Source organism: Streptomyces doebereineriae (assembly GCF_031845645.1).
Classification (GTDB): domain Bacteria; phylum Actinomycetota; class Actinomycetes; order Streptomycetales; family Streptomycetaceae; genus Streptomyces; species Streptomyces canus.
The window spans coordinates 641,829-662,608 of sequence record NZ_JAVREZ010000001.1 but is presented as its reverse complement, the minus strand read 5'-3'; the positions used below and the strand labels follow the sequence as shown (position 1 = coordinate 662,608).

Annotated in this window: 20 protein-coding genes and 1 pseudogene; 10 read left to right on the top strand and 11 right to left on the bottom strand. The window is 70.0% G+C overall.

Annotated elements, in window-relative coordinates; all coding sequences use genetic code 11:
- Positions 1-83: 83 nt before the first annotated feature.
- From RNB18_RS03135 to RNB18_RS03125, 3 genes are read left to right on the top strand one after another with little or no spacing between them, the layout of a single operon-like run.
- Entirely contained in the window at positions 84-869 is a 786-nt protein-coding gene (locus RNB18_RS03135) for an enoyl-CoA hydratase/isomerase family protein (RefSeq protein WP_311712576.1), read from the top strand.
- 3 nt (positions 870-872) lie between these two features.
- Positions 873-2,009 carry an acyl-CoA dehydrogenase family protein gene (locus RNB18_RS03130; RefSeq protein ID WP_311712575.1) on the top strand — a complete coding sequence of 379 codons (1,137 nt, stop codon included), beginning with the start codon at positions 873-875 and terminating at the stop codon, positions 2,007-2,009.
- The gene (locus tag RNB18_RS03125; RefSeq protein WP_311712574.1) at positions 2,006-3,031 is read left to right on the top strand and encodes a TIGR03617 family F420-dependent LLM class oxidoreductase; all 1,026 of its coding nucleotides are present in this window, start codon (positions 2,006-2,008) and stop codon (positions 3,029-3,031) included. Before RNB18_RS03130 ends, RNB18_RS03125 begins: the two co-directional genes overlap by 4 nt.
- Positions 3,032-3,034: 3 nt before the next feature.
- Here RNB18_RS03125 and RNB18_RS03120 read toward each other — a convergent pair whose 3' ends face one another.
- The 10 genes from RNB18_RS03120 to RNB18_RS03075 form a co-directional block, all read right to left on the bottom strand.
- Positions 3,035-3,826, bottom strand: coding sequence for a FadR/GntR family transcriptional regulator (locus tag RNB18_RS03120; protein ID WP_311712573.1), 792 nt, complete (start codon positions 3,824-3,826; stop codon positions 3,035-3,037).
- 85 nt (positions 3,827-3,911) lie between these two features.
- Entirely contained in the window at positions 3,912-4,508 is a 597-nt protein-coding gene (locus RNB18_RS03115) for a GTP-binding protein (RefSeq protein WP_311712572.1), read from the bottom strand.
- On the bottom strand, positions 4,489-4,857 hold the full coding sequence (locus RNB18_RS03110; RefSeq protein WP_392666164.1) for a DUF742 domain-containing protein: 369 nt from the start codon (positions 4,855-4,857) through the stop codon (positions 4,489-4,491). Before RNB18_RS03110 ends, RNB18_RS03115 begins: the two co-directional genes overlap by 20 nt.
- A 17-nt stretch (positions 4,858-4,874) precedes the next feature.
- On the bottom strand, positions 4,875-5,303 hold the full coding sequence (locus RNB18_RS03105) for a roadblock/LC7 domain-containing protein (protein WP_394817590.1): 429 nt from the start codon (positions 5,301-5,303) through the stop codon (positions 4,875-4,877).
- Positions 5,304-5,311: 8 nt separating this feature from the next.
- A complete protein-coding gene (locus tag RNB18_RS03100) occupies positions 5,312-7,675 on the bottom strand; it encodes a sensor histidine kinase (protein WP_311712570.1) in 2,364 nt (787 codons plus the stop codon).
- A gap of 243 nt (positions 7,676-7,918) precedes the next feature.
- Positions 7,919-8,314, bottom strand: coding sequence for a Zn-ribbon domain-containing OB-fold protein (locus tag RNB18_RS03095; RefSeq protein ID WP_311712569.1), 396 nt, complete (start codon positions 8,312-8,314; stop codon positions 7,919-7,921).
- The gene (locus RNB18_RS03090; RefSeq protein ID WP_311712568.1) at positions 8,311-9,462 is read right to left on the bottom strand and encodes a thiolase family protein; all 1,152 of its coding nucleotides are present in this window, start codon (positions 9,460-9,462) and stop codon (positions 8,311-8,313) included. Before RNB18_RS03090 ends, RNB18_RS03095 begins: the two co-directional genes overlap by 4 nt.
- 4 nt (positions 9,463-9,466) lie before the next feature.
- Positions 9,467-11,041: an AMP-binding protein gene (locus RNB18_RS03085; RefSeq protein WP_311712567.1), complete on the bottom strand. Its 1,575-nt coding sequence runs from the start codon at positions 11,039-11,041 to the stop codon at positions 9,467-9,469.
- Positions 11,042-11,088: 47 nt separating this feature from the next.
- The gene (locus RNB18_RS03080) at positions 11,089-12,579 is read right to left on the bottom strand and encodes an aldehyde dehydrogenase family protein (RefSeq protein ID WP_311712566.1); all 1,491 of its coding nucleotides are present in this window, start codon (positions 12,577-12,579) and stop codon (positions 11,089-11,091) included.
- A 102-nt stretch (positions 12,580-12,681) separates the two neighbouring features.
- The gene (locus tag RNB18_RS03075; protein ID WP_311712565.1) at positions 12,682-13,824 is read right to left on the bottom strand and encodes an acyl-CoA dehydrogenase family protein; all 1,143 of its coding nucleotides are present in this window, start codon (positions 13,822-13,824) and stop codon (positions 12,682-12,684) included.
- An 85-nt stretch (positions 13,825-13,909) separates the two neighbouring features.
- On the opposite strand from RNB18_RS03075, the gene RNB18_RS03070 reads away from it, so the two are divergent.
- Genes RNB18_RS03070 through RNB18_RS03045 form a run of 6 tightly spaced genes read left to right on the top strand, consistent with a single transcriptional unit; the run spans position 13,910 to position 19,270 of the window.
- On the top strand, positions 13,910-14,665 hold the full coding sequence (locus RNB18_RS03070) for an SDR family NAD(P)-dependent oxidoreductase (protein ID WP_059203847.1): 756 nt from the start codon (positions 13,910-13,912) through the stop codon (positions 14,663-14,665).
- 1 nt (position 14,666) lies between these two features.
- On the top strand, positions 14,667-15,446 hold the full coding sequence (locus RNB18_RS03065; RefSeq protein WP_311712564.1) for an enoyl-CoA hydratase/isomerase family protein: 780 nt from the start codon (positions 14,667-14,669) through the stop codon (positions 15,444-15,446).
- A 37-nt stretch (positions 15,447-15,483) separates the two neighbouring features.
- A complete protein-coding gene (locus RNB18_RS03060) occupies positions 15,484-16,638 on the top strand; it encodes a CaiB/BaiF CoA transferase family protein (RefSeq protein ID WP_311712563.1) in 1,155 nt (384 codons plus the stop codon).
- 23 nt (positions 16,639-16,661) lie between these two features.
- Positions 16,662-17,573: an SDR family NAD(P)-dependent oxidoreductase gene (locus RNB18_RS03055; protein ID WP_311712562.1), complete on the top strand. Its 912-nt coding sequence runs from the start codon at positions 16,662-16,664 to the stop codon at positions 17,571-17,573.
- Positions 17,570-18,082: a DoxX family protein gene (locus tag RNB18_RS03050; RefSeq protein WP_311712561.1), complete on the top strand. Its 513-nt coding sequence runs from the start codon at positions 17,570-17,572 to the stop codon at positions 18,080-18,082. The genes RNB18_RS03055 and RNB18_RS03050 overlap by 4 nt, the downstream gene beginning before the upstream one ends.
- 30 nt (positions 18,083-18,112) lie before the next feature.
- The gene (locus RNB18_RS03045) at positions 18,113-19,270 is read left to right on the top strand and encodes an acyl-CoA dehydrogenase family protein (RefSeq protein ID WP_311712560.1); all 1,158 of its coding nucleotides are present in this window, start codon (positions 18,113-18,115) and stop codon (positions 19,268-19,270) included.
- 77 nt (positions 19,271-19,347) lie between these two features.
- Here RNB18_RS03045 and RNB18_RS03040 read toward each other — a convergent pair whose 3' ends face one another.
- The gene (locus RNB18_RS03040; RefSeq protein WP_311712559.1) at positions 19,348-20,187 is read right to left on the bottom strand and encodes an SAM-dependent methyltransferase; all 840 of its coding nucleotides are present in this window, start codon (positions 20,185-20,187) and stop codon (positions 19,348-19,350) included.
- 176 nt (positions 20,188-20,363) lie between these two features.
- Here RNB18_RS03040 and RNB18_RS53595 point away from each other — a divergent pair.
- Positions 20,364-20,765: pseudogene (locus RNB18_RS53595) on the top strand (DUF6234 family protein); the annotation flags it as partial.
- Between the last annotated feature and the right edge of the window lie 15 nt (positions 20,766-20,780).

The following is a 20,780-nucleotide window of genomic DNA, read 5'->3' as shown; positions in this document are numbered from 1 at the left end:
CCAGCGAGCCGTTTCCAGAAAGCTTAATTAGTTATAGCATTCAACTCTACTGACTCGTTCGATGATGACTGATGGCGGTGGAGATGACGGACCTCTTGGTGACGGCCGTCGGGCCGGTCCGGCTGATCGAGCTGAACCGGCCGGACCAGCTCAACGCGATGAGCGAGGAGCTGCACGCGGGTCTCGCGTCGCTGTGGGACTCGCTCGCCGACGACCCTCAAGCCCGGGTCGTCGTCCTCACCGGGCGCGGCCGGGCGTTCAGCGCCGGGGGCAACTTCGACATCATGACCCGGGTCCAGCGCGACCGCGCCTTCCGAGAGCAGAACGTCGACGAGGCCCGGCGGATCATCACCGGCATGGTGCGCTGCCCGCTGCCGGTGATCGCGGCGGTCAACGGGCCCGCGGTGGGACTCGGATGCAGCCTGGCGTTGCTGAGCGACCTGGTCCTGATGGCCGACGACGCCTATGTCGCGGACCCCCACGTCCAGGTCGGACTGGTCGCGGGCGACGGCGGTGCGCTCGTCCTCCCTCTGCTTGTGGGCCTGACCCGCGCGAAGGAACTGCTGTTCCTCGGCGACCGGGTGAGCGCCGACGACGCGGTACGGCTGGGCATCGCCAACCGGGCCGTGCCCAAGGACAAGCTCCTGGACGAGGCCATGGACCTCGCCGCGCGGCTGGCCGCCCTGCCCGCGCAGGCGCTGCGTGAGACCAAACGTGCGGTGAACCTGCACCTGGAGCAGGCGCTCGCCACCGTGCTCGAACCCGCCCTGCTCGCCGAGCAGGAGACCATGCACTCGCCGGACCACATCGCCGTCGTCGAGAAGATCATCGCGTCCCGCGCCCGTCGCCGGACCGCCGGGGAGGGCTGAGACATGGACTTCGCGTTCAGCGAGGAGCAGGAGGAACTGGGGCGCACCGTACGGGCGTTCCTGGCCCACACCTCGCCCGAGACCGAGACGCGGCGCCTGATGGAGGCGCCCGAGGGCTTCGACCGGGCGCTGTGGCGCCGGATGGGAACGGAGCTCGGGCTGCAGGGCCTGGCGATCCCCGAGGAGTACGGCGGTGCCGGGTGCGGGCCGGTCGAAGTGGGCGTGGTGATGGAGGAGATGGGCCGTGCGCTGCTGTGCGCACCGTTCCTGTCCTCGGCCGTGCTGGCGACGACCACTCTGCTGCGCTGCGCCGACGAGGACGCCCGCAAACGCCTGCTGCCGGGCCTGGCCACCGGTGAACTCGTCGGGACACTTGCCCTGACCGAGGACTCCGCCCGCTGGGACGCGGCGGGTGTCCAGCTCACCGTCCGTGAAAGCAACGGGAGTTGGCTGCTGACCGGACACAAGATGTTCGTCCTGGACGGGGCCACCGCCGATGTCGTCCTCACCGTCGCCCGCACCGGTGACGGCGTAGGGGTCTTCTGGGTGGACGGCGACGCGGCCGGTCTGACCCGTGAGCCACTGCCCACGATGGACCCGACCCGCCGCCAGGCCCGCCTCGACTACCGGGACGTACCGGCGACCCGGCTGCGTACGCACGGCGACGGCTGGGACCTGGTGTCGGAGGTGCTCGACCGGGCCGCCGTGGCGCTGGCCGCCGAGCAGGTGGGGGTGGCGTCCCGTGCGCTCGACATGGCGGTGGATTACGCCAAGGTGCGCCACCAGTTCGGACGGCCCATCGGCTCCTTCCAAGCCGTCAAGCATCTGCTCGCCGACGTCCTCCTGGAGGTGGAGTCGGCGCGCGCCGCCGCCCACTACGCCCTGCTCGCCTCGGAGAACGAGGACCCGGAACTGCCCGCCGTGGCGAGTCTGGCCAAGGCGTTCTGTTCCGACGCGGGTGTACAGGCGACGGAGGAGAACATCCAGGTGCACGGCGGCATCGGCTTCACCTGGGAACACCCGGCCCACCTCTATCTGAAGCGGGCCAAGACGTCACAGCTGCTGTTCGGGGATCCCGCGTATCACCGGGAGCTGCTCGCGCGGAGAATCGGCATGGAAAAGGACAAGGGAGCGGCATGAAGGTCGACGGCAAGCTCAACGTGTGGAGCACCACGGAGGTCGTGGAGGAGGCCAGGCACCACGAGAAGGCCGGCTACGACGGCCTGTGGGCGTCGGAGTCCAAGCACGACCCCTTCCTGCCGCTGGTGCTGGCGGCGGAGCACACCGACCGCCTCGAGGTGGGGACGGCCATCGCGGTGGCCTTCGCCCGCTCCCCCATGCAGCTCGCGTACACCGCGCACGACCTGCAGACCTACGCGGGCGGACGGTTCTCGCTCGGTCTCGGCAGCCAGATCAAGCCGCACATCGAGCGGCGCTTCGACATGCCGTGGAGCCGGCCCGCGGCGCGCATGCGGGAGTACGTGAGCGCGCTGCACGCGATCTGGGCCGCCTGGAACGAGGGCGAGAAGCTCAACTTCCGCGGCGACTTCTACTCGCACACCCTGATGTCGCCCTTCTTCTCTCCCCCGCCCGCTCCCGGTGGCGCGCCCAAGGTGTTCGTGGCCGCGGTCGGCCAGGCGATGACCCGAGTGGCAGGCGAGGTCGCCGACGGGCTCCTCGCGCACGGCTTCACCACCGAGCGGTACCTGCGGGAGGTGACCCTGCCGACCGTGGAGGCGGGGCTCGCCACGTCCGGCCGTACGCGGGCCGACTTCGCCGTCTCCCATCTGCTGCTGACCGCGACCGGCCGCACGGAGGAGGAGATGACCCGCGCGATCGACGGCACCCGTGCCCAGATCGCCTTCTACGGCAGCACACCCGCCTACCGCGGGGTGCTGGAGCTGCACGGCTGGGGTGGACTCGGCGACGAGCTGCACGCGTTGTCGACGTCCCGGCGCGAGGACAAGTGGGAGGCGATGAGCCGCCTCGTCGACGACGAGGTGCTGCACACCTTCGCGGTCGTGGCGGAGCCGGAGCGGGTGGCGGGCGAGATCCGGCGCCGGTACGGGGCACTGGTGGACCGGGTGTCCTTCTACACGGCGTACGAGATCGACGCCGCGGTGTGGGAGCCCATCGTGCAGGAGCTGCGCACACCCGAATGACGGTCAGCCGAGCAGGTCCAGGACGGTGGTCATGGACCTGTTCTGCAGCAGGTAGTCCTCGGCCTCCTGGAGATGGAGGCGCCACAGTTCCTCGGCGGCCTCGGTGTGGCGCGCGGCGACGAGTTCGACGAGCGCGCCGTGGGCGCGGAAGCCCCGGCGGTTGGCCCGTACGTTCTCGGGGCTGCCTGCGTCCAGGTCGACGTGGGACCAGTTCGCCTGGTCGATGATGTGCCGGACCATGCCGTTGAGGACGCTCAGCGTCTCGTTGCCCGCCAGTTCGACGACCAGGGCGTGGAACTCCATGTGGGCACGGATGAAGGCGGAGGGGTTGTCCATCAGTGCCTCGGCCTCGGCTACGGCGGCCCGCAGCCGCTCCAGGTCCTCGTCCGTGCGTCCCTCGGCCAGCAGTCCGGCGCACGGTGCCTCGATGACCGTACGGGCGTCGTAGACGTCCTTGAGGGTCGTGCCCCGGTATTCGAGGACCACGCCGGCGTACCGGGCCGCGACCGTGCCCTCCGGGGTCTGCACCCGGGCCCCGCCCCGGGCGCCCCGGCGCACGCTGATCAGCGACTCCGACTCCAGCACCCGGAACGCCTCCCGCAGCGTCGGCCGGGAGACCGCGAACTCCGCCATGAGCGCCGACTCGGCCGGGAGCGCCTCGCCCTCGGCCAGCTCTCCGCGCACGATCTTGCGGCGCAGCTGTGCCGCCACCAGCTCGGCCATCTTGGGGACGCGGACCTTGACACCGTTCACGCCCCCGCCACCACCGCCCTGCCGCCCCGTCGTACTCGTCACCGGGCCCACCTCCGTCCGACCCACAGGTGCGGGACATGGCCCGAGCACCGGGTAGACGGTTCACTCTACTAGATAACTGATTGAACTAGGTTACCGAGTTCGCGGCAATGAGATGTTCGGCCAGCGCGAGCAGCAGATCGCGGCCCACCGCCCGCTGCCGCATGTCCCCCATCACCAGGGGGACTTCCGGATCGAGGTCGAGCGCTTCGCGGATCTCCCGCTCGCTGCGTTCCTGGTGGCCGTGGAAGCAGTTGACGCCGATCACGAAGGGGATGCCGCGGCTCTCGAAGAAGTCGATGGACGCGAAGCTGGACTCCAGCCGCCGGGTGTCGGCGATGACCACCGCGCCGAGCGCGCCGTGCACAAGGTCGTTCCACATGAACCAGAAGCGCTCCTGGCCGGGCGTCCCGAAGAGGTAGACCACCAACTTGGGGTTGACCATGATGCGGCCGAAGTCCATGGCCACCGTGGTGGTGGCCTTCCGCTCGACGCCCTCGACGTCGTCGACGCCCACGCTCGCGACGGTCAGATACTCCTCGGTGCGCAGCGGCGCCACCTCGCTCACCGCCCCGACCAGGGTCGTCTTGCCCACACCGAAGCCACCGGCCACAAGGATCTTGACCGCCGCGGGTGCCGAGCCGTCGTAGGCCCGGCCCGCGGGGTCAGAGTCTGCGAAGGCCATCCCTCACCGCCCGAAGAAGTGTCATGTCCATTGTGTTTCCTACTGCTACAGCGATCGGAGGACGGGTGGTCGCCCTGCCCAGCGCGACCAGGTCGTCGATCAGGATTTTCGTGACCGCCACGGGCAGGTTCAGTTCCGCGGCGATCTCGGCCACCGCTGCTGGGGTGCGGCACTGCTGGAGGATCGAGCGGTGCTCGGGTTGCAGGCCCCGCAGACCGGCCCGGCCGGGTGCCGGTTCGACGGTCGTCACGAGGGTGATCAGAGTGAGGTCGTCGCGCGCGGGTGCCGTCCGGCCCTGGGTGATCGTGTAAGGCCTGACCGACAGCTCCTCAGCGTCCCCTGCTTCCAGGCCGTCCATCCAGTGGCTCACTCACGTACACCGCGCCCATCGACGGGCGCCCCGAAGCGCGTCTCGGTGCTCATGCGCTGGCCCACCTGCTGCATCAGGGTGTGCATGGCCACGGTCATCAACTCGGCGTCCACTTCCTGGGACGCCACGACGGCCAGATGAGTGCCTCGGCCCGCGGCGGAGATGAACAGCCACAGGTCGGTCAGCTCGACGATGACCTGGTGCACCGAACCGCCGCCGAACAGCTGCCCGACCCCGCGGGCCAGACTCTGCTGGCCGGTGGCGATGGCGGCGAGGCGCTCGGCGTCGCCGCGGGCGATGGTGCGGGACTGGCTCACCACCAGCCCGTCGTCGGACAGCACGATGGCGTGGTGCGTGCCCGGGACCTGTTCGACCAGGCCGTCCAGCAACCAGTCGAGGTCCGGATGGGTCGCGGTCGTTCGCATTGTCATGGTCAGTCTTCCGTCGGGATCCGTCTACGCTGCGGCAGCACGTCGATGGGTTCGTGGTCGGTCGGGGGAAGGTCACGCCGTACCATCCGGGACTGGCGCTGGAAGGCACCGATCGTCGCGCCGGAGCGGGCGGGCGCGGACCGGCGGTCCGGTGACTGCTCGTCGGGCGACAGCGCCCCCGGGCCGGCGGCCGGGTCCCGCAGTTCGTCGGCGAGACTGGCCAGGCGCACCCGTTTGGGCAGCGGTTGCACGTCCGGCGCGACATCCACGCGCAGGGTGCCGCTCCCCCGCGGTGCGCCGGCCGGCTGCGACACCGGATGGGGACGCGGCGGCCGGGTCCACACATCACTCACCGGGGCCGCGGCTTCCAGTGGACCAACGCGGCCGGTCACCAGGGTGTCCGCGTCCGGGGCCGTCCCGTGCTCCACGCCGGGCACGTCCGCGACGGCCGCCTCGGGGGGCGGCGGCCAGGCGGCGTCGGCTGCTTCGGGTGCGGGCCCGGTCCGCCCGGGAGCCTCGACGACGAGTTCGTCGGGGATGAGGACGACGACCCGGGTGCCGCCGAACGAGGAGGGCCGCAGTTCCACCTGGATGTCGAGGGCACGCGCCAGCCGGGCCACCACATAGAGGCCGAGCCTGACGTCGTCCGCCCGGGACATGACGTCCATGCGGGGCGGCTCGGTCATCAACCGGTTGGCCTCGTCGTACTGCTCGGGGTCCATGCCCACGCCGCGGTCCTCGATCTCCACCGCGAGACCGCGTCCCACCCGGGCGGCATACACCTCCACGGGCGTCGGCGGTCTCGAGAAGCCCACCGCGTTCTCCATGAGTTCGGCCAGCACATGGATCACCAGGCCGACCGCGCGCTCGGCCAGCCACACGCGCTCCTCGACGTCGATCTGGATCCGCCGGTAGTCCTGCACCTCGCTCTGCGCGGAGCGCAGCACATCCAGCAGCAGGACGGGCTTGCGCCAGCGTCGCTGCGGCTGGCCGCCTCCGAGGATCACCAGGTTCTCCTCGTAGCGCCGCAGTCTGGCGGTCAGATGGTCGAGGTCGAACAGGCCCTCCAGGACCTCGGGATCCTCGTGCCGACGCTCCAGCTCACTGAGCTTCTTCATCTGCATTCCGATGAGCAACTGGGTACGCCGGGCGATGCGCTGGAGCAGCTTCTCGAAGCCGCGGAACTGCGAGACCTGGGCCATCGTCGTGTCCAGCGCGCTGTGGCGCGCGAGGTTCAACGCCTGGCCCAGCTGGCCCAGTTCGTCGTCGCCGTGCTGGATCGCGGGGAGTTCGGCGTCCAGGTCGACGACGTCACCGCTGCGCAGGCGTTCGACCACGGCCGGCATGCGGGTCTGCAGGTCCAGGGCGGCGACGCGCAGCGCGGAGATCCGGCGGCGCAGCGTCCGGGTGAGCAGCGCGCTGATCAGGACGACCACGAGCACCGCGACCGCGCCCATCACGCTGGTGACGATCAGCCGCCGTACCAACGCGTTCAGTTCCTTCTCGGTGGCCGCCGTCAGGGTCACCGAGTAGGTGGTGTTGAGCTGCTGGAGCTGGGTGGCGACCGGCCCTACGCTGTCGCTCCATGTCGTGCCGAGTCCCTTGGAGAACTTGTCCGCGTCGGCCCCGGAGCCGGAGCCGGAGTCAGACAGGACCTTCTGCTCAGCCGTCGTCTTCTGCTTCCACGCGCCGCCCGCCATCAGCTTCCGGTAGAGCGCGGCCTGGTCGTCCGGGACGAGGGGCACGATCTTGTTGTCGTAGAGGAAGTGCTGGGAGCCGATCCATCCGGCGAGCTGCCCGCGTTCGGTGGCGGAGAGCCGTCCGGTCACCGAGCCGCGGGTGAACAGCGCGTTCTCCCGCGAGATCATCTCCATGCCCCAGACCGAGTCGATGGCCGGCCGGGCGAGGTAGTCGATATTGGGCAGACCGACGTGGCTCAGAGTGGTGAACAGGTTCAACTGGCCGGAGATGAGGCTCGTGTAGCGGTCGAACGTCTGCTGCTGCGAGGCGGTCCGCTGGTCCACCCCCGCCCGGAAGTCGGCCAGTTTCCGCAGGTTCCTGCCCACCTGGACGACGTTGGCGCGGATGTCGTCCGGGGCGCTCCAGCCGCTGTCGGGCAGTTCCTGGACCGTCGTGACGTCGGCGTCGGTGCGGCTGCGCTGCGCGCGCAACGCCTTCTGGTAGCCCTCGGGGTCGGCCAACTCCGCGCCGCTGAGCCGCCGTTCCTCCTGGAGGTCGAAGAAGGCCGCCATGATCGGACGTGCCGCCGCGTTGGAGGCCGCATTGCGGTCCTTCTGCCTCTGCCATTCCGTGTAGAGCTGAGCGGAACTCGCCAGCCACAGGGCCACGAGGGTCACACTGGGCACCAGAGCCAGGATGAGCAGGACCGTTCGAAGTGACGGCTGTCGCCGGGCTCCGCTGCCGCTGCCCCTTGGGCCTTGTCTCTTCGACGCACGCGCGTGCACTGCCACTGAGGTCCCCAGCGATGCTCCAAGTGCCGGGCCGCTCCGATGGGCCCGCACGATGACGCGCCGATGCTATCCATGGATACCGCTATCTAAATACACTTAGCCCACTAAATTTTCACAAGAGTGGGTCAACCCGCCCGATCAACGCTCCGGCACGAAATACGGCAGCGTGATCTCGTCCGTGAAGAGCCTGAAGTCGACGCGTACACGCATGCCGATGGCCACGGCCTCCGGATCGCCGGCGTCGACGTGGGAGAGCAGGGTGCCGCCGTCGTCGAGGTCGATCACGGCGAGCGCGAAGGGCGTGTCGAAGCCGGGGCCGGGAGCGCGGTGGACCACGGTCACCGAGTAGACGGTCCCCCGGCCGGCGCTCGCCGCGTAGTGCCAGTCCGGCGCCATGCACCGCGGGCAGGCGGGCTCGGGAACGAAGAAGCGCAGGTCACAGCTCGGGCAGTAGGGAATGACCAAGTCGCCGCGTCGAGCCGCGTTCCAGAACGGTTCGGACAGTTCGGTGGGGACGGGTACGGGCCGGCTCATCGCGCTCTCCCCAGCAGGCTCATCTCGTAATGCTGCGCGCCGGACCCGGCGTTACCGACGACCGCCAGCTCGGCGCCCTCGACCTGGTGCACGGCGGTGCCGCGCAACTGCCGTACGGCTTCGACGACTTTGAGCGTCATCTGCTGCGTCCCGTTCCAGGCGTACGACAGACAGCCCCCGTCGGGATTGACGGGATGCTTGCCGCCCACGGCGATGGCACCGCTGGCCGCCAGAGGCCCGCCCTCGCCCTCGCCGCACAGGCCGAGTGCCTCCAACTGCCGGATGATTTCGAAGGAGTTGGGGTCGTACAGGGAGAACACGTCCACGTCGTGCGGGCCGACGCCGGCCATGGCGTAGGCGCGGGTGGCGGCGTCCCGGCCGAGCTGTCCGACCTCGCGGTGCAGGGCCGGGTTGGCGTACGCGGCCTGGTGGTACTCCATGCCGCCGCCGAGGACGGCGACGGCCGGGTGCGGCAGGTCGCGGGCCCGTTCGGCGGTGGTGACCACCAGTGCGGCGCCGCCCTCGCCGACGATGCAGCAGTCCAGCAGGTGGAAGGGCGTCGCCACCATCCGGGAGGCGAGGACGTCGTCGGCGGTGTACGGTCCGCGGCCGTACATCATCGCCTCCGGGTTGGTGGTGCCGTTGTTGCGGATGGTGGCGGCGACCTCGGCGAGCTGGCGGGAGGTCGTGCCGTACTCGTGCATGTGCCGGGCCGCCACCAGCGCGAACTGGGCGACGACGTAGCTGCCCCACACATCGGCGAACTCCAGGGGTACCCCGGCTCCGACGGGACCGGCTCCGCGCGAGACCAGCTTGCAGCCGCCGACGACGACGGTGTCCGCGTATCCGGCGCTGATGGCTGCGGCCGCCTTCAGCAGGCCCCGCGAACCGGCGTTGTCGAGCATCGAGTCGCTGGTCCAGCGCAGGTCCCGGCCGAGCATCCGCGCCCAGGAGCTGCCCTCGCCGGGGACGCCGCCGGGGCCGGGCCAGTCGACCTGGGCGCCGTCCACGTCGGCCGGGGTCAGTCCGGCGTCCGCGATCGCGCCGCGCACCGCTTCGAGGGCGAGGTCCATGGCGTCGCGGTCGGGCAGCGTCAGTGCCTGTTCGGTGGCGTGCACACCGACGACGACAGGTTGGCGTCCGTTCACGACGTCACCGCCCCGCGCCGAGCGTGTCGCCGCCGGGGTAGCCGCCCCCGCCGAAGCGCTCGTCGAGCACCTCGTAGTCCTTGGCGTAGTCCTTCGTGCGCGGCAGCGCCTCGACGAACTCGACCGTCTTCGGCTTCTTGTACGAGGCGATCCGCGCCCGGCAGTGCTCGATGACGTCCGCCGCCGTGATCGGCTCGGCGCCCGGCTGGAGCACCACGACGGCCTTGACGTCCTGCGCCCAGCGCTCGTTGGGCACGCCGATCACGGCCGCCTCCTTGACCGCGGGGTGGGACTCGATGCAGTTCTCCACCTCGGCCGGGAAGATGTTCTCGGCCGCGGACTTGAGCATGCGGGTGGTCGTCCCGAGGAAGCTGATCGTGCCGTCGGCCTCGCGCCTGCCGAGGTCGGTGGTGTGCCACCAGCCGAAGCGGAAGCGTTCCTCGTTGATCTCGGGCCGGTTCCAGTAGCCGAGGTGCACGAGGTCGCCGCGGACACAGATCTCACCGGCCTCGCCGACCGCGCGCTCCTGGCCGGTGCCGTCCAGGATGCGTACGGCGGTGAAGGGGCCGGGGCGTCCCGCGTTGCCGGCGCCCGAGCCGCCGTAGGCGCCTGTCACGGCGAAGCCGGTCACCTCGGTCTGCCCGTAACCGCGGCCCATGCCGCCGCCGTTGCGGGTGAAGCGGCTCTGATCGGTGGGGACGGTGCCCTCCCAGAGCTGCGCGGCGACGCTCGCGCGCAGGTGGGACAGGTCGTGGCCGGCCTCGCGGTTCAGCGCGACGAGCTGCGCGATGGTCGGGGGCATCAGGTAGGCGTGGGTGCACTGCTCCGCCGCGAGCAGCGGGAGCAGTTCCTCGGCGACCACGCGGCGGACGACCACGTTCTTGCCGCCGTGGACGAAGGCCGGGACGCCCCAGAACTGGTAGTTGCCGATGTGGAACATGGGACCGGCGCCGAGGAAGGACGTCTCCGTGCCGATGTCCCCCATCCAGGCGGCGCTCGCGCCCATGGCGAGCAGGTTGCGCTGCGAGAGCATCGAGCCGGACTGCCGGCCGGAGATCGCCGCGGTGTAGATGACCAGCAGGGCGGCGTCGGGGTCGACCTCGGCAACGGGGTCCTCGGGCGAGCCGGAGGCCAGGAAGGACTCGTAGGAGTCGGCGCCCTCGGAATCGTGGCGCAGCCACAACGCCCGGTGGTCGCTGCCGAGTTCGGCCCGCGCCTTGGCGACCGTGTCGCCGATCTCCTCGTCCTGCCAGACGACGACCTTGGGGTCGAAGTCCTCGACGGCGAAGGCCATCTCGGGGGCGGCCCAGCGCCAGTAGCCGGGGCAGACCATGGCGCCGATCTTCGCGGCGGCGCCGAGCAGCTCCCAGATCCGGAAGGAGTTCTGGCCCAGCCACAGGATGCGGTCGCCGGAGCCGACGCCCGCGTCCGTGAGGGCGCCCGCGAGTCGGTTGGTGCGCTCGTCCAGCTGGGGCCAGGTCAGCCTGACGTCGCCGTCGACGAGCGCGACTCCGTCGGGGAAGGACCTTCGGTGCTCACGGATGATGTCGCCGAACGTCAGGCGGCGGGCGGAATGCATTCTGTTGGCTCCAAAAGCTTCGAAGAATTCGAAAGGTTGAGGGGTCGTCAGACGCGACCGATGCCGACACCCTTGACGTTGATGAACTCGTCCAGACCGGCCTTGCCGCCTTCCCGCCCGAACCCGCTCATGCCGACCCCACCGAACGGCGTGGCAGGCGAAGTGATCGGATTCGGCCCGGGGTTGACGTAGACCGTCCCGGCCTTCAGCCGCGGCACCAGGCGGTTGACGCGCGCGATGTCACGGGACTGGATGTAGGCGGACAGGCCGTACTCGCTGTCGTTGGCCAGCGCGACGGCCTCGTCCTCGGTGTCGAACGGGGTGATGGCCAGGACCGGGCCGAAGACCTCCTGCTGGGCGAGGTCGCTGCGGTTGTCGACGTCCGCGAAGACGGTCGGTGAGACGAAGTAGCCGTCGGATGCGATGCGTTCGCCGCCGTACACGAGCCGGCCGGCACCGTCCTCGACTGCCTTGTCGACCATGCCCTGGACGCGGTCGCGGGCGGCTTCGTTGATGAGGGGTCCTATGTACGTCGTCGGGTCGAGCGGGTCACCCACGGGCAGGTGGGCGATCACACCGGTGACCCGCGCGATGACCTCGTCGTAGATCGCGCGCTCCACCAGCAGCCGGGTGGGCAGTGCGCAGCCCTGCCCGGTGTTGCTCATGGCGAAGGCCGCACAGTACGGGACGACGGTGTCCAGGTCGGTGTCGGCGAAGAGCAGGTTCGCGGACTTGCCGCCGAGCTCGAACACGACCGGCTTGAGGCTCAGGGCCGCGTCGGCCATGATGCGGCGCGCGGTGGCGGGGCCGCCGGTGAAGGAGATCTTGTCGACGCCGGGGTGGGTCACCAGGGCCGATCCCGCGTCGCCGAGCCCGGTGACGACGTTGATGACGCCCTCGGGGATGCCGGCCTCGCGGGCCAGGTCGGCGAAGAGCAGCGCGGAGAACGGTGTGGACTCGGCCGGCTTGATGACCACGGTGTTGCCGGCGGCGAGCGACGGCGGGACCTTCATCGCCAGCGACAGCGCGGGCGAGTTCCAGGTGATGATGTGGCCGATGACGCCGTACGGCTCGGCGATCGTGTACTCGACGTTCTCGTGCGGGCTGTAGGCCGCGCCGACCATGCCTTCGATCTTGTCGGCCCAGCCGGCGTAGTACTCGGTCCACTCGGCGACGTGCGGTCCGACGTTCTCCGCCCAGCCGCCGATGCACACGCCGTTCTCCAGCGGGCAGATGGCCGCGAAGTCGGGGATGTGTTCGCGCAGCAGGCCGGCGAAGCGGGTGAGCAGCCGGCGGCGCTCGGCGGGGCGCATGGTGCCCCACACCTCGAAGGCCTGGCGTGCGGCCGCGACGGCCCGGTCCACCTCGGTGGGTCCCGCGAGCGGGATGTGCGCCTGGATGAGGCCGGTCGCGGGGTTGCGGTGCTCGTAGAGTCCGCCACTGGTGTCGGTGACGTCCTTGCCACCGATGATCAGCCGTGGTTGCGGCAGGTCGTGCTCGGCTCTGTCCTGGTGCAACTTCACATCGACCGTGACCACGGGTACCTCCTAGAGACCGCGCAACACTGCGCACATCCAGGCTAAATAGCTAACCTATTTAGCCAAGGTAGTCAATAAGTTCAAGACACTCAGGGCCGTGGGCTACAGGCCCAGCGACCGCCCGATGATCTCCAGCATGATCTCCGAGGTGCCGCCGAAGACCCGCTGCACCCGGCTGTCGCGCCAGATGCGCGCGATCTCGTACTCGTTGACGTAGCCGTAGCCGCCGAAGAGCTGCATGCAGCGGTCGATGACCTGCCAGCCGGTCTCCGAGGTCCAGTACTTGGCGGCCGCGGCCTCGTCGGGCGTCAGCTCGCCCTGCAACAGGGCCATGATGCAGCCGTCCACGTACACGCGAGCGGCGTTCAGCTTGGCCCTGATGTCGGCGAGCGCGAACCGGTTGGCCTGGAACTCCCCGATGGGCTGGCCGAAGGCGGTACGGGTCTTGGCGTAGTCCAGCGCCAGCACATAGGCCCGCTCGGCCGCCGCCAGCGAGGAGACGGCAATGGCAAGCCGTTCCGTGGGGAGGTTGCCCATCATGTGGTAGAAACCGCGGCCCTCCTCTCCGATGAGGTTCTCGGCCGGGACCCGGACCTCATGGAAGAAGAGCTCGGCGGTGTCCTGGGCCTTCATGCCGACCTTGTCGAGCTTGCGTCCCCGCTCGAAGCCCTCGGCGCCGCGCTCGACGACGATCAGGCTGATGCCCTTGTGACCCGCCTCCGGGTCGGTCTTGCAGGCGACGATCACCAGGTCGGCCAGGATGCCGTTGGTGATGAAGGTCTTGGAGCCGTCGATCACCCACTCGTCGCCGTCCCGGCGGGCGGTGGTACGGATGGCCTTGAGGTCGGACCCGGCGGACGGCTCCGACAGCGCCAGCGCGCAGATCGTCTCGCCGCTGATGACACCGGGCAGCCAGCGGGCCTTCTGCTCAGGTGTGGTGAGGTTCATCAGATAGGGCGGGAGGACGTCGTTCTGCAGCCCGAGTCCGATACCGACCGTGCTGGTGGCCGCCATCTCCTCCGCCATGATGGCGTTGTAGCGGAAGTCCCGGATGCCCTGGCCGCCGTACTCCTCCGGGAACTGCCAGCCGATGAGGCCGGCCTTGCCCGCCGCCGCCCACGCGGCCCGGCTCACCTGCCCGTCGTGCTCCCACTGCTCGGCGTACGGGGCGCATTCGCGCAGGTAGAAGGTGCGGGCGGTCTCGCGGAACAGCTCGTGTTCCTCGGTGAAGATCGTTCGGCGCATGCTCGACTCCACTCATACATCTCGCTTATTTAGCTGAAGTAGTTATACGATAGCGCTGTATCGAGACATGGGCGAGGGAGGGCGCGTGAGCGTACGGGACAAGGTGGCACTCGTCACCGGAGCGGGACGCGGGATCGGCGAGGCGATCGCCGACCGGCTCGCCGCCCAGGGAGCCGCGGTCGCCGTCTGCGACCTCGACCCGGAGGCCGCCGCCAAGGTCGCGGGCCGACTCGTCGAGCGGTACGGAGTGCGGGCGACGGGGGTCGGCGCGGACATCTCCGACAGCGCGGCCGTGCACGCGGCCGTGGAGCGGGTGACCGTCGAGCTCGGTCCGGTGGACGTGCTGGTCAACAACGCGGCCGTCGACGTCATCGGCCGCTTCGTCGACAGCACCGAGGACACCTGGAACCGCATCATCGACGTCAATCTGCGCGGCACGATCACCGTGACCCGCGCCGTACTGGACTCGATGATCGAAAGCGGTGGCGGCCGGATCGTGCACATCGCCTCGGACGCCGGCCGCGTCGGCTCGTCCGGCGAGGTGGTGTACTCCGCGACGAAGGGCGGGGTCATCGCCTTCGGCAAGGCGCTGGCCCGAGAAGTCGCCCGGCACGGCATCACCGTCAACAGCGTCTGCCCGGGCCCGACCGACACCGCGCTGCTGGGCCAGGTCGCCGACTACAGCCAGAAGATGTACGACGCGACCGTGCGGGCCATCCCGCTGCGCCGCGTCGCCCAGCCCGACGAGATCGCCGGCGTGGTGGCCTTCCTCGCGTCCGACGACGCCGCCTATATGACCGGGCAGACGCTCTCGGTCAGCGGCGGACTGACGATGGTCTGACGTGAACACCGTGCTGCGTACCGAACTCCGCGACCGCATAGCCGTGCTGACCCTCGACCGGCCGGGGCAGCTCAACGCCATCGGCTCCGAGACCGCTGAACAGCTGAAACAGACGCTCGCCGACGTCCGCGACAACGACGACGTACGCGCCCTGGTCATCACCGGTGCGGGACGGGCCTTCTCGGCCGGCGCCGACCTCGGTGAGATCGAGTCGTTCACCGCGCCAGGTCAGTTCCGCACCTTCGTGGGGCGCCTGACCGAGGCGTTCGCGCTCTTGGAGGACTTCCCCAAGCCCTCGGTCGCGGCCGTCCACGGGTTCGCCTTCGGCGGCGGCCTGGAGCTGGCGCTCGCCTGCGACCTGCGGGTGGCCGAGCGGGGCACCCGGCTGGGCCTGCCCGAGATGAAGCTCGGCGTGCTGCCGGGCGCGGGCGGCACCCAGCGGCTGCCCCGCCTCCTGCCGCCCGCGATCGCCAGGCAGATGATCCTCACCGGCGAGCCGATCGACGCGGAGCGGGCTCACGCGCTCGGACTCGTCAACGAACTCGCCGAGCCCGGCGGTGCGCTCAAGACCGCCGAAGCCCTGGCCGCGAAGCTGACCGCCGGGGCCCCGCTCGCGCTCGCGGCGGGCAAGCGGCTTGTCGACTACGGGCTCGGCATGGACCTGGAGGCGGCGATCGCGTACGAGCGCGAAACCGTCGCGGTGCTGTTCAGCACCGAGGACCGGGCCGAGGGACTCAAGGCCTTCCGGGAACGCCGACCGGGCGACTTCCGCGGCGTGTAGCAGGCGTACAAGCGCCCGACTGATCTGGAGGTGGGCCGTGCGGCCACTGGAGGGCTATTCCGTAGTCGAGCTGGGCATGTGGGTGGCGGCACCGGCCGCGGCCACCATGCTCGCCGACTGGGGCGCGGACGTGATCAAGGTGGAGGCGCCGACCGGCGACCCCAACCGGTACACGCTCAAGCACGTCGGGCAGGACATCGACAGCGCTCCCCCGTTCGAGACCGACAACCGCGGCAAGCGCGGGATCGTCCTCGACCTGCGTTCGCAGGAGGGCAAGGACGTACTGGAGCGGCTGCTGGAGCGCGCCGACGTGTTCGTCACCAACCTCCGCCCCGGCGCCCTGGAACGGCTGGGCCTGTCCCCGGACGAACTGCGCACCCGCCACCCCCGCCTGGTCGTCGGCACGTTGACGGGCTACGGCTGGACGGGCGCCGAGCGCGACCGCGCCGGGTACGACGTCTCCGCGTTCTGGGCCCGGCCCGGCATCGCCGCCATGCTCAACCCGGCCGGGGAGCCGCCTCCCGGAATCCGGCCCGGGCTCGGCGACCGTACGGCCGCGGCCAACCTGGTCGCCGGGGTGCTGGCTGCGCTGCTGCGACGCGAACGCACCGGCGAGGGTGGGGTGGTGGACGTATCGCTGCTGCGTTCCGGCACGTACGCAAACGGCAACGACCTCGCCCTGCAGAACTTCTTCGGCAAGCGCGGCCGTACCCGCCACCGCACCGAGCACGAGTCGCCGCTCTACAACTCCTACCGGGCCGCCGACGACCGCTGGTTCTGGCTGGTAGGCCTGGAGGGCAACCGCCACTGGCCCGGTGTCGTCAAGGCGCTCGGGCGCGAGGACCTGGGGACGGACGAGCGGTTCGCGACCGGCAAGGCACGGCGCGGCCACGTACGCGAGCTGATCGCCGCGTTCGACGAGGAGTTCGCCAAGCGTCCGCTGGACGAGTGGGCCGAGCGCTTCGACGCCGAGGGCGTGTGGTGGGCGCCCGTGCAGACCCTGGCGGAGGTCGCGGCCGATCCGCAGGCGGAGGCGGTCGGGGCGTTCGTCGAACAGCCCGGCATGGGTGACGCGCCGCCGTTGCGGACGGTGGCGACACCCGTCGCCTTCTGGGGCGTCGACGAGAAGCCGCGCGGCGGCGCTCCGACACTCGGCGAGCACACCGACGAAGTGCTCCGCGAACTCAACTGAACTCACATCTCTGGAGGTACGGCGTGGGCATCCTCGACGACAAGGTCGCCATCGTCACCGGCGGCGGAAGAGGCCTTGGCCGGGCGCACTGTCTGGCGCTCGCCGAGGCCGGCGCGACCGTGGTGGTGAACGACCTCGGCTCGGGCATACACGGCGAGCAGACCGGCGACTCCCCCGCCGACGAGGTCGTCGCCGAGATCACCAAACTCGGCGGCCGGGCGATCGCCAACCACTCCTCGGTGACGGACTGGGCGGCGACCGAGACCATGGTCGCGGACACCGTCGCAGAGTTCGGCCGCCTCGACATCGTCGTGAACAACGCGGGCATCGTGCGCGACCGGATGCTGTTCTCGATGACCGAGGCCGAGTTCGACACCGTCATCGCGGTGCATCTCAAGGGCACCTTCGCGCTCACCCGGCATGCGTGCGCGTATTGGCGCGAGGCGTCGAAGCGGGGCGAGCGGGTCTCCGGACGCGTGATCAATACGACCTCCGGGACCGGCCTGTTCGGCAACCAGGGCCAGTCCAACTACGGGGCGGCGAAGGCCGGAATAGCCGGACTCACCGTCCTCACCGCCCTGGAGATGCGCCGCTACGGCGTCACCGCGAACGCCATCTCGCCGATCGCGGCCACGCGGATGACGGACGGCCTGGCCGTCGGCGAGTCGCTCCAGGCCACCGAGGGCTTCGACCCGCGTGATCCCGCCAACGCCTCCGGTGTCGTCGTCTACCTGGCCTCCGACAGCGCGGCCTGGCTGACCGGCCAGGTCCTGCGCATCGAGGGCAACCGGCTCAACCGCCTGCAGGGCTGGACGGTCGCCGCCGTCCACCCCAGCCAGTCCGGCCAGGCCCTCACTTACGGCGAACTCGTGGACGCGGTACCGCAGTTGTACGGAGCCGTCCCCGCGGGCCGGGCGACGGGCGTCGGCCAGTGAAGGGCCACGACGCCGCCGCCCTCGCGCTGCGCGCGACCCTCGGCCCGATGCTCTTCGCACACGGCTGGAACAAGGTAGCCGGACCGGGCGGACTCAAGGGCACCACGGGCTGGTTCGAGGCGCTGGGCCTCAAGCCGGCCGAGGTGCACGCCCGGATGGCGGCCGGCACCGAGATGGCGGCCGGGGTGGGCATCGCGCTCGGCGCCGCCAACCCGCTCCCCGCCGCGGCGGCCGTCGGTCTGATGACCGTGGCCGCGCGGACCGACCACCGCGGCAAGGGTTTCTTCGTCTTCAAGGGCGGCTGGGAGTACGCCGGTGTCGTGGGCGGCGCGGCCGTCGCACTGGCGGCGCTGGGCAACGGCCGGTACTCGCTCGACGGCCTGCTGCGCCTCCAACGCGCAGGCACCCGGCACGCGTTGCTGGCGGCCGGGATCGGCACGGCGAGCGCGGCGGTGCTGCTGGCGCTGTGCTACCGGCCGGAGCAGAAGCCGGACGAGACAGATCAATGAGACCGATGAGGGCAACAAGGGAGAGTCGACATGGACGCGGCTGACTTCAGCGCGGTGCTGTCCGAGGTCCGGCGTTTCGTCCGGGACCGTGTCGTGCCGCTCGAGGCGGAGATCGACGAGAAGGACGAGATGCCCGCGGACATCCGCGAGGCGGCCAAGAAGATGGGCCTGTTCGGCTTCGCGCTGCCCGAGGAGTACGGCGGACTGGGTCTGTCGATGCTCGAGGAGGCCCAGCTGATGTTCGAGCTGGGCTACACGACCCCGTCGCTGCGTTCGATGTTCGGCACGAACAACGGCATCGCGGGTCATGTCCTCATGGTCGGCGGTACGGAGGAGCAGAAGGCTCACTGGCTGCCGAGGATCGCCTCGGGTGATGTTCTGGCCTCGTTCGCGCTCACCGAGCCCGAGGCGGGCTCCGATCCCTCGACGCTCGCCACGAAGGCGCACCTGGACGGCGACGAATGGGTGATCAACGGGGCCAAGCGGTACATCACCAACGCCCCGCTCGCCGACGTCTTCATGGTCTTCGCCCGCACCGACCCCGACGCCCCGCGCACCCGAGGCATCTCGACCTTCCTGGTCCCGGCCGGTACCCCGGGCCTCACCGTGGCTCCCAAGGACCACAAGATGGGCCAGCTCGGCGCCTGGACCGCGGATGTGTTCTTCGACGACGTACGGGTGCCCGCCTCTGCGCTCGTCGGCGGCGAGGAGGGTCTGAACCGCGGCTTCGGCACCGCGATGGGCTGCATCGCCCACGGGCGGGTGCACATCTCCGCGCTGATGGTCGGTATGGCCGAGCGTCTGGTCGACGAGTCGGTCGGCTACGCGAGCACCCGCAAGCAGTCCGGCAAGCTCATCGGCTCCTTTCAGCTCGTCCAGGGCCTGATCGCCGACTCGCAGACCGACTACTACGCGGGCCGCGCCACCGTCCTCGAGGCCGCCCGCGCCTTCGACGCCGGCACCGACACCAAGATCGGGCCGTCCTGCACGAAGTACTTCGCCAGCGAGATGGTGTGGCGGGTCGCGGACCGCGCCGTGCAGATCCACGGCGGCGCGGGCTACATGCGCGGGGTCGCCGTCGAGCGCTTCTACCGGGACGCCCGGCTGTTCCGCATCTACGAGGGCACCAGCCAGATTCAGCAGGTCATCATCGCGAAGGCGCTGCTGGGCGAGGCGGCGCGCGGCTGAGCGAGACCCAAGGCAAACGCTTCGGGGATTCGTCATCCCTCGGGGAGCTCTTTTCTTGCTGCGGCTCTCAGCTTGTTTTAACGTCTGAGGCCGTCGCGTTCGCTGACGCTCTCGGGGCGTCTGGTCGTCTTCCCGACTCCGTATTTCACGGGAACGAGGGTCAAGTAGGCCAGGCCCATGACGCCGCGATAACCCCGGAGCCACATACTGCGATGGCGATCCACACGGCCGCGGGTCTCCTTGGCCAGGGGGTGATCGGGATGGGCGGCGAGCCATTCCTCGACGTCGGACTGGTAGGCGGACTCGAAGTGATCCCATTCGTCATGGTTTGCGGACTCGATCCAGGCAGGGCGAAAGCCCGCGGCGATGGCCACGTCGACGAGGCCGCAGAGGTCGTGGAACTCGGAAGCTGAGGCTTCCGGCCACATGGCCGACAACTCGCTCGGAACAGGTGAACGCTGCCAGAAACCCTCGCCGAGAAGGACACGGCCGCCGGGCTTTACCAGGCGACGAAGGGCGTGCAGTGCAGCGGTGGTGTGCTCCGGTGGCTGGGCGTCACTGAGCGCGTGGCTGGCGCTGAAGCACAGAACGATGTCGGCGGGGCCTCGGGCGGTGTCGACAGCGGACTCACGGACGAAGTCGACGCGCTCGGCCAGCCCCCGCATTTCGGCGTTGGCGCGTCCGCGGGCGAGGTCGTCCTCATTGAGGTCGATACCGACGCCGGTCGCGCCGGGCACGGCCTCGAGGAGACGGAGCATGAACTCTCCCCAACCACAACCTATGTCGAGCACCGTAGCCGGGGCGGTTGGTCCAACTCCGTCGGTGAGCTGACGGATCAATCTGGTGGCCCGGTCCTCGGAGAGAGGGCCGTGGAAGGTGAGTCGGGTCAGCCGCGGCGGGGCATTGGTGTCATCCATGAGCCGGACAGTAGGGACGGACAGCTGTCGATGCCACCGGTTTACCGGTGGGCCAGGCCGGCGGGTGACGACAGCCTCGGGCTACCCGACATGACGGGTGCTCAGCTCGGCCACGACTCGGTTTCGGCCTGGTGAACCGTGATGCAGCGCCCGGCGTGACCCACGAGCCTGTGACCATGCGCTTCGAGCCGAGTTCGCGTATACCGCGCTTGCCGGGGAACGATTGCCGCCCTGGACAGCCTTCAGACTCGCGAGGCGACGGGTTCGCAGGTGGCTGCATAAGCCTGATCGTGCTGCTCATCGAAATCCCGGTCGCCTTTCTGCTGGGGCTGGCGTCCGTCATCCGTGGATGGGGCGGTACGGACGAGCAAACCGTGGCACCCCCCATGGACTGGGTTCCGGTCCTCTGGCTCGGCGGGTTCACCTTGGGCGTGCTCGTGATCGCCGTGATCTTCCTTCGCTCGGCGCATCCGGTCGCAGGAGCGGTCCAACTGCTCGTGGCAGCTGCTGCACTTGTTTTCACGATCGCTGCTTGGCACGACCAGTACGAGCGTGCCCACCCGGCTCCGCCACCAACGAGGGCCGGGATGCCC

Excerpts from the sequence above, each read along its gene's own strand:
- RNB18_RS03115 (WP_311712572.1), bottom strand. The coding sequence starts at position 4,508 with ATGGCCTTCGCAGACTCTGACCCCGCGGGCCGGGCCTACGACGGCTCG.
- RNB18_RS03085 (WP_311712567.1), bottom strand. The coding sequence starts at position 11,041 with ATGCATTCCGCCCGCCGCCTGACGTTCGGCGACATCATCCGTGAGCAC.
- RNB18_RS03075 (WP_311712565.1), bottom strand. The coding sequence starts at position 13,824 with ATGCGCCGAACGATCTTCACCGAGGAACACGAGCTGTTCCGCGAGACC.
- RNB18_RS03040 (WP_311712559.1), bottom strand. The coding sequence starts at position 20,187 with ATGGATGACACCAATGCCCCGCCGCGGCTGACCCGACTCACCTTCCAC.
- RNB18_RS03045 (WP_311712560.1), top strand. The coding sequence starts at position 18,113 with ATGGACGCGGCTGACTTCAGCGCGGTGCTGTCCGAGGTCCGGCGTTTC.
- RNB18_RS03095 (WP_311712569.1), bottom strand. The coding sequence starts at position 8,314 with ATGAGCCGGCCCGTACCCGTCCCCACCGAACTGTCCGAACCGTTCTGG.
- RNB18_RS03105 (WP_394817590.1), bottom strand. The coding sequence starts at position 5,303 with ATGCGAACGACCGCGACCCATCCGGACCTCGACTGGTTGCTGGACGGC.
- RNB18_RS03125 (WP_311712574.1), top strand. The coding sequence starts at position 2,006 with ATGAAGGTCGACGGCAAGCTCAACGTGTGGAGCACCACGGAGGTCGTG.
- RNB18_RS03135 (WP_311712576.1), top strand. The coding sequence starts at position 84 with ATGACGGACCTCTTGGTGACGGCCGTCGGGCCGGTCCGGCTGATCGAG.
- RNB18_RS03130 (WP_311712575.1), top strand. The coding sequence starts at position 873 with ATGGACTTCGCGTTCAGCGAGGAGCAGGAGGAACTGGGGCGCACCGTA.